Here is a 6,809-nt window from a genome sequence, read left to right on the forward strand (position 1 = left end):
CAGTGAGCACGCAGAGGGTTTTCGTCGCGCGCCTGACCGGGTGCTTCGTCTTCGACCCCGCCGGCGACCGCCTGGGCAAGGTCCGCGACGTCGTCGTGATCTTCCGCAAAGACGATCCCCCGCGCGTGATCGGACTCGTCGTCGAGATTCCCGGGCGCCGCCACGTGTTCGTCTCGATCGGTCGCGTCACCTCGATCGCCACGGGCCAGGTCATCACGACCGGCCTCATCAACGTGCGCCGCTTCCAGCAGCGCGGCGGCGAGGTGCGGGTCATGGCCGAGCTGCTCGGACGCAAGGTGTACCTGAAGGACGGGTCGGGGACGGCCGTCATCGAGGATGTCGCGATCGAGCGCAACCGCCTCGGCGAGTGGGACGTCGGCCAGCTGTTCCTCCGGCGGCCGCGAACCAGCGCCTCGCCGTTCGCGAAGGGGCCGACCACGTTCGCGAGCTGGAACGACGTGCGCGAGAACCAGAGCCCCGGCGAGGCGCAGTCCGCCGAGCAGCTCGTCGCGACCTACTCCGACCTGAAGCCCGCCGATCTCGCCAACACTCTCCTCGATCTGCCCGAAGAGCGTCTCATCGAGGTCGCGGAGGAGCTTCCCGACGACCGCCTCGCCGACGCGCTCGAGGAGATGCCCGAGGAGGAGCAGGTTCACATCCTCGAAGCCCTCGGCGACGAGCGCGCCGCCGACATCCTCGATGCGATGGAGCCCGACGACGCCGCCGACCTCCTCGGGCAGCTCCCGGAGGAGCGATCCGAGGAGCTTCTCGAGCTGATGGAGCCGGAAGAAGCCGAAGATGTCCGCGCGCTGCTGAAGTACGGGCCCGACACCGCCGGCGGTCTCATGACCAGCGAGCCGATCGTCCTGTCGGCCGATGCCACGGTCGCCGAGGCCCTGGCGCTGATCCGCCGGCACGAGCTGCACCCCGCCCTCGCGGCCGCGGTGTTCATCACCCTCCCGCCGTACGAGACGCCCACCGGGCGGCTGCTGGGCACCGTGCACTTCCAGCGGATGCTGCGCTATCCGCCGCACGAGCGTCTCGGCGCCATCATCGACGACACCCTCGACCCGGTACCGGCATCCGCGACCGCAGCGGAGGTCGCGCGGCTCCTCGCCAGCTACAACCTCGTCTCGGTGCCGGTGGTGGACCAGGCGCACCGGCTCGTCGGCGCGGTCAGCATCGACGACGTCCTCGACTACCTGCTGCCCGATGACTGGCGATCCCACGACGGCGAGACGGCGGCTGCGGCATCCGCTCCCACCGGCACGGCGACCATCTCGCGGAGGCGCTGATGGCACGCTCGTCTCGCACGCCTGCTCTCGACGCGCCCCGCGGCCGCGGCGGCATGCTGCAGCGCACCCCCCAGCCGTCCAGGGACCGCTTCGGGCGCTTCTCCGAGGCGTTCGCACGCGCCATGGGCACCTCGGGGTTCCTGCTCGGCATGACGATCTTCGTGCTGCTGTGGCTCAGCTGGAACATCTGGGCACCGCCGCAGCTGCAGTTCGACCCCGCCGCGACCAACTTCACCCTGCTGACGCTCATCCTCTCGCTGCAGGCGTCGTATGCGGCCCCGCTGATCCTGCTCGCCCAGAACCGGCAGGACGACCGCGACCGCGTGCAGATCGAGCAGGACCGCCAGCGCGCGGAGCGGAACCTGGCCGACACGGAGTACCTCGCACGAGAGGTCGTCGCCCTCCGCATGGCGGTCAGCGACTACTCCGAGGAGGTCGTCACCAAGGAGGTGCTGCGCGCCGAGCTTCGCACGCTGCTCGAGAAGCTGGAGCAGCGCGACGACGACGGTCGAGTCCGATGACCGACCCCACTGCGGACGCGGTGCGCAGGGCGGTCGGCGCTGTCATCGACCCCGAGCTGCGTCGTCCGATCGCCGAGCTCGACATGCTCCGCGACATCGCGTTCGCCGACGGCATCGCGCGAGTCGGCATCGCGCTGACCATCGTCGGGTGCCCGGCCGCGCAGCGCATCGAATCCGACGTGCGCGCGGCCGCGGCATCCGTTCCCGGGGTCACGGCGGTCGACGTGGCCGTCGGCGTGATGTCGCCGCAGGAAAGGCAGGCGCTCACCGAACGCCTGCGCGGCGGTCGAGCCGCGCGCGAGATGCCGCTCGGTCCCGGCACCCTGACCCGCGTGATCGCCGTCACGAGCGGCAAGGGGGGCGTCGGCAAATCGAGCGTGACCGCGAATCTGGCAGTCGCACTCGCTGCCCGCGGCCTCGCCGTGGGTCTGGTCGACGCGGACGTGCACGGCTTCTCCATCCCCCCGCTGCTGGGTCTGGTCGACGCCGACGGCGCCGTGCCGCAGCCCACGCGCATCGACGACCTCATGCTCCCACCCGTCGCCTACGGGGTGAAGGTCATCTCGATCGGCATGTTCCTCCGCCGCGGCGCCGGCGAGGCGCCCCTCGGGGCCGTCGCGTGGCGGGGACCGATGCTGCATCGAACGGTGCAGCAGTTCCTGACGGACGTCTACTTCGGAGATCTGGACGTGCTGCTGCTGGACATGCCGCCGGGCACCGGAGACGTGGCGATCTCCGTCGGGCAGCTCCTGCCCAACGCCGACGTGCTGGTCGTGACCACCCCGCAGGCCGCGGCAGCGGACGTCGCGGTGCGCAGCGGCCTGGTCGCCCGGCAGACCGGTCAGCGGGTCGTCGGCGTCGTCGAGAACATGGCCGCGATGACGTTGCCGGACGGCACCGCGTTCGACCTCTTCGGCTCCGGCGGCGGTGCCGCCGTGGCTGCCGCGCTCACGGATGCCGGCACCCCGGTCCCGCTCCTCGCTTCCGTGCCGCTCAGCCCGCAGCTTCGCGCGGACGCGGACGCCGGAGTTCCCGCCGTGGTCGCACACCCCGAGGATCCGGCTTCGATCGCGATCGGCCGCGTCGCTGACGCGATCGTCGCGGAACCGCGTGGCCTGTCCGGGCGCGCCCTGCCGCTGCGCACCCGCTGACCGGTCGTCAGGTCGCCTCGGAGTCGAACGGCGCGGGGCTGTCCTGCGGGCCTCGGAACGGTGACCGCACCGGTGGCTTGTCGCCCGTCGCCGCGACCGCCGCGCCCGCCTGAGCGGCCCGCACCGTCGGCACGGGAGCGTCATCGAGGAGCGCCTCGCGGATGATGCGACGGGGGTCGTACTGCCGCGGGTCGAGGGTGCGCCAGTCGACGTCGTCGAAGTCCTCCCCCATCTCTTCGCGCACCCGGGTCTTCGCCGATGAGATCCAGTCCCGCGCGCGCCGCGTGAAGGTCGCCAGCGACTCGGCGTAACGGGGAAGGCGTTCCGGGCCGACGATCAACGCTGCGATCAGTCCGATCAGCAGCAGCTTCTCGATCGTGAGGCCGAAGAACATGACATCAGGTTACCGCCGCGCCTGAGCGGCAAGCGCACACCCGCCACGTAGGCTGAACGCGGAGGAATGCGATGGGAGAGCAGAACGCGAATCAGAGGTTCGCTGCCGAGGCGATCGTCGAGCCCGATCACATCGCTCGCGCCCGCGCCCACGCTCTGGAACTGGGTGCCGCGCCGATCAGTCCGCCGATCGGTGCCCAGTGCGCGGTCATCGCCGCGGCGTCACAGGCTCTCAACATCGTCGAGATCGGCACCGGGGCGGGAGTTTCGGGGCTGTGGCTGCTCCACGGGTCGCCGCGAGCGACGCTCACGACCATCGACAAGGAGCCCGAGCATCTCGGCGCCGCTCGGCAGGCTTTCGCCGCCGCGCGGATCCCGCCGGCTCGAGCCCGGTTCATCACCGGTCGCGCGTCCGACGTCCTCCCCCGCATGAACGAAGCCTCGTACGACATCGTTCTCGTCGATGCCGATGCCGATGGCGTGATCGAGTATGTCGAGCACGGGCTTCGACTGGTTCGAGCCGGGGGGACCGTCCTCGTGCCCCGCGTGCTGGCCGGCGGAGCTGTGGCCGACCCGGTTCGACGCGATCCCGTCACGACCGCGTTCCGCTCGCTGATCCAGGAGACGCAGTCCTCCCCCGCTGTGATCGGCGCACTGTCGATCGTGGGCGAGGGGCTCCTGCAACTCACGACTGTCGCGTCGGACTGAGGGTCACGACACGCAGAACGGCCGGTCTTCCGACCGGCCGTTCTGCGGAGCGAATGTGCCTCAGGCTGCGCTGACGACTCCACCCAGAACGTCGTAGAGCTCCTTCGCCTCTGCGTCGTTGACGGAGACGACGAGACGACCGCCACCCTCGAGCGGCACGCGCACGATGATGAGTCGCCCCTCCTTCACGGCCTCCATCGGCCCGTCTCCGGTTCTCGGCTTCATGGCTGCCATTGCGGCTCCCTTTCATCGATGGTCTGCATCATCAAGTTTATCGTGAGGGCACGACTCGCGGAGCGCCGCGCGGGGAATGCGCCATCCCGGGCGACCCTCAAGGGATCTGCCAGATCGCATTCCCCAGCGCGTACATGTTATAGATCCACCACCACTGCCCAACGAGGCATGCCGCCAGAACCCCGGCCCGCCACGGCGTCGACCGAGGAAGCGCGACCGCACCCCACAGGGGCGACAGCGGCAGCAGCAGTCGGAAGATGCTCGACTGGGGGAAGAACACCAGCAGCAAGTAGAGAAGATAGCTCGCACTCCACAGGCGGATCTCGATCCCCAGCCGCCTCACCTGAGGCGAGATCGCCAGCAGGCCGGCGACGAGGATGATGCCGAGCGCGAGCGCGACGTACCCGAGTTCGGCCGGCAGACCCCACACCGAGCCGAACCAGAACGCGCTCGCGCTGACGAAGCCTTCGAAAGGGATGAAGGCCGCTTCGCCGGGGATCCAGTTGCGTCGCCACGCGAGCTCGGTAGCAAGATACGCGCCCGGCTCCCCCGTCACCCAGCCGGCGAGCAGCTGCCACGAGAACCCGACGGCGACCGAGAGCAGGCCGAGAGCGACGATGTGGACGACTTCTCGCGGCCTCAGGGGGTCGCTGTCACGCCGCAGGAAACGCCAGATCCCGAACAGGCCGAGGAACAGCGCGAACGCCAAGACGCCCGGCCTCGTGTAGCCCATCAGCGGGATCAGAAGATACAGCCACGCGTACCGTCGCCGCACCACGCACCACAGGGCGAGGAACAGCCACAGCAGGAAGAGCGGCTCCGCATAGCCGACCTGGAAGAGAGCGGCGAGCGGACCGGCGGCGAAGAACGCGACCGCCCACATCGCCGCGTTCTGGTCGACCCTCTCCCGGAGAAGGCAGAAGAGCGCGACGGATGCCCCGTACCCGGCGGCGAGCGAGACCACGAACGCCCCCACGCCCCAGTGTCCGAACGGCAGACCGATCAGCTTCGCGAGGTATGCGTACACGGGCATGAAGGCCCACTGGTTCTCGGCGACCGTTCCCGCATCCGTTCGCGGAAGCTCCGTGGGATACCCCGTTTCGGCGACGATCCAGTACCACCGGGCATCCCAGCCGAGAACGAGATCGGCGAGTTGCGCCTCCGGACCGAAGCGTGAGTCGAATCCGGACAGCTCGGCCGCGATAGCAAGGAACGCCGTCGTGACGACTCGAGCGACCACGTAGATCAGCGCGACGCGCAGTGCGATACCGGCGAACGCCGGCTGGCGGACCGTGCCAGCGGTCACCCGGCCGTCAGCCACGTCCGCAAGCCATGCTCTACCGCCTCGATCTGCGCGATCGGAACGCTTTCCTCGTCGTGATGGGCCAGGTGGGGGTCACCCGGACCGTAGTTGACGGCGGGAACGCCCATAGCGCTGAACCGCGCCACATCCGTCCAGCCGTACTTCGGACGCGGCTCGGCTCCGACCGCCGCGACGAACTCCTGGGCCAGCGGCGCGTCGAGCCCCGGGCGGGCGCCGACAGCGAGGTCGACGATCTCGACGTCGAAGCCGGAGAACACATCACGGACATGGCGCTGAGCTTCTTCGGCATCCCTGCTCGGGGCAAACCGGTAATTCACCTCTACCTCGCAGAGGTCGGGGATCACGTTACCCGCGACGCCGCCGCTGATGCGCACCGCGTTGAGTCCCTCGCGGTACACGAGTCCCTCGACGGGGATATCCCGCGGGCGATACTCCGCCAACCGCGCGAGGACGGGCGCCGCCTTGTGTATCGCGTTCTCACCGATCCACGCGCGTGCGCTGTGTGCGCGGACGCCGGACGTTCGGACAAGAGCGCGGAGGTTGCCATTGCAGCCCCCTTCGACGTGACCGTTCGACGGCTCACCGAGAATGGCGAAGTCGGCCGTGAAGAGGTCGGGGCGAGTTCTCGCCAGGCGGGTGAGGCCGTTGCGGTCGGCGTCGACCTCCTCGTGGTCGTACCACATCCACGTGACGTCGACCCGTGGCGTCGTGAGTTCCGCGGCCAGCTTGAGCTGTACGGCGACACCGGCCTTCATGTCGACCGTGCCTCGCCCCCAGATGTAGGGCTCGCCGTCGATATCGAGATTGCGCGTGGGGACGTTGCCGTTGATCGGCACCGTGTCGATGTGGCCGGCGATGGCGACTCGACGATCGCTCCCGAGATCGGTTCGAGCGACGATGGTGTCGCCGTCCCGGTACACCTCGAGGTGCGGAAGCCCGCTGACAGCGTCGTGGATAAGGTCGGCGAGCGTCGTCTCGTCGTCGGAGACGCTCGGGATGTCGCAGATCGTGCGTGTCAGGTCCGCAGCTGATGCGGTGAGGTCGAGCGCCGGCATCCCTCGAGTCTACCGAGCGCGATCTCGCTCCCACCTCCCGGTGTGGGTGGGTGGTGGGTTAACGCGAAATGGCCACCCTGCGTTGGGTGGCCATTTCGGTAATGGAAGTCCGGCGGTGTCCTACTCTC

8 protein-coding genes are annotated in these 6,809 nt (G+C 69.4%); 4 read left to right on the forward strand and 4 right to left on the reverse strand.

Annotation, left to right across the window (positions count from 1 at the left end):
• Window positions 1–2: 2 nt before the first annotated feature.
• The 3 genes from ACFUTX_RS08755 to ACFUTX_RS08765 are packed head-to-tail and all read left to right on the forward strand — an operon-like array spanning window position 3 to window position 2,967.
• Complete coding sequence (locus tag ACFUTX_RS08755; RefSeq protein WP_378862812.1) at window positions 3–1,295, forward strand: magnesium transporter MgtE N-terminal domain-containing protein; 1,293 nt, start codon at window positions 3–5, stop codon at window positions 1,293–1,295.
• On the forward strand, window positions 1,295–1,816 hold the full coding sequence (locus tag ACFUTX_RS08760; RefSeq protein WP_378862814.1) for a DUF1003 domain-containing protein: 522 nt from the start codon (window positions 1,295–1,297) through the stop codon (window positions 1,814–1,816). The genes ACFUTX_RS08755 and ACFUTX_RS08760 overlap by 1 nt, the downstream gene beginning before the upstream one ends.
• Window positions 1,813–2,967 carry an Mrp/NBP35 family ATP-binding protein gene (locus ACFUTX_RS08765; protein WP_378862817.1) on the forward strand — a complete coding sequence of 385 codons (1,155 nt, stop codon included), beginning with the start codon at window positions 1,813–1,815 and terminating at the stop codon, window positions 2,965–2,967. The genes ACFUTX_RS08760 and ACFUTX_RS08765 overlap by 4 nt, the downstream gene beginning before the upstream one ends.
• Window positions 2,968–2,974: 7 nt before the next feature.
• On the opposite strand, the gene ACFUTX_RS08770 is transcribed toward ACFUTX_RS08765, so the two are convergent.
• Entirely contained in the window at window positions 2,975–3,361 is a 387-nt protein-coding gene (locus tag ACFUTX_RS08770; protein ID WP_378862820.1) for a Sec-independent protein translocase TatB, read from the reverse strand.
• A gap of 71 nt (window positions 3,362–3,432) precedes the next feature.
• Between ACFUTX_RS08770 and ACFUTX_RS08775 the strand changes: the two genes are divergently transcribed.
• The gene (locus ACFUTX_RS08775) at window positions 3,433–4,068 is read left to right on the forward strand and encodes an O-methyltransferase (protein ID WP_378862823.1); all 636 of its coding nucleotides are present in this window, start codon (window positions 3,433–3,435) and stop codon (window positions 4,066–4,068) included.
• A 60-nt stretch (window positions 4,069–4,128) separates the two neighbouring features.
• On the opposite strand, the gene ACFUTX_RS08780 is transcribed toward ACFUTX_RS08775, so the two are convergent.
• From ACFUTX_RS08780 to dapE, 3 genes are all read right to left on the reverse strand, one after another.
• Window positions 4,129–4,302: a DUF3117 domain-containing protein gene (locus ACFUTX_RS08780; protein ID WP_169582164.1), complete on the reverse strand. Its 174-nt coding sequence runs from the start codon at window positions 4,300–4,302 to the stop codon at window positions 4,129–4,131.
• Between the two features lie 97 nt (window positions 4,303–4,399).
• Window positions 4,400–5,623 (reverse strand): hypothetical protein, encoded by a 1,224-nt coding sequence (locus ACFUTX_RS08785; RefSeq protein WP_378862826.1) that lies wholly within the window; start codon window positions 5,621–5,623, stop codon window positions 4,400–4,402.
• Window positions 5,605–6,681 carry a succinyl-diaminopimelate desuccinylase gene (gene dapE, locus ACFUTX_RS08790; protein ID WP_378862829.1) on the reverse strand — a complete coding sequence of 359 codons (1,077 nt, stop codon included), beginning with the start codon at window positions 6,679–6,681 and terminating at the stop codon, window positions 5,605–5,607. The genes ACFUTX_RS08785 and dapE overlap by 19 nt, the downstream gene beginning before the upstream one ends.
• Window positions 6,682–6,809: the final 128 nt, after the last annotated feature.

This window comes from Microbacterium sp. NPDC057407, assembly GCF_042803895.1.
Lineage (GTDB): Bacteria > Actinomycetota > Actinomycetes > Actinomycetales > Microbacteriaceae > Microbacterium.

What these genes read in the sequence shown, in the direction of transcription:
- ACFUTX_RS08765 (WP_378862817.1), top strand. Translation starts at nt 1,813, where the DNA reads ATGACCGACCCCACTGCGGACGCGGTGCGCAGGGCGGTCGGCGCTGTC.
- dapE (WP_378862829.1), bottom strand. Translation starts at nt 6,681, where the DNA reads ATGCCGGCGCTCGACCTCACCGCATCAGCTGCGGACCTGACACGCACG.
- ACFUTX_RS08760 (WP_378862814.1), top strand. Translation starts at nt 1,295, where the DNA reads ATGGCACGCTCGTCTCGCACGCCTGCTCTCGACGCGCCCCGCGGCCGC.
- ACFUTX_RS08770 (WP_378862820.1), bottom strand. Translation starts at nt 3,361, where the DNA reads ATGTTCTTCGGCCTCACGATCGAGAAGCTGCTGCTGATCGGACTGATC.
- ACFUTX_RS08775 (WP_378862823.1), top strand. Translation starts at nt 3,433, where the DNA reads ATGGGAGAGCAGAACGCGAATCAGAGGTTCGCTGCCGAGGCGATCGTC.
- ACFUTX_RS08780 (WP_169582164.1), bottom strand. Translation starts at nt 4,302, where the DNA reads ATGGCAGCCATGAAGCCGAGAACCGGAGACGGGCCGATGGAGGCCGTG.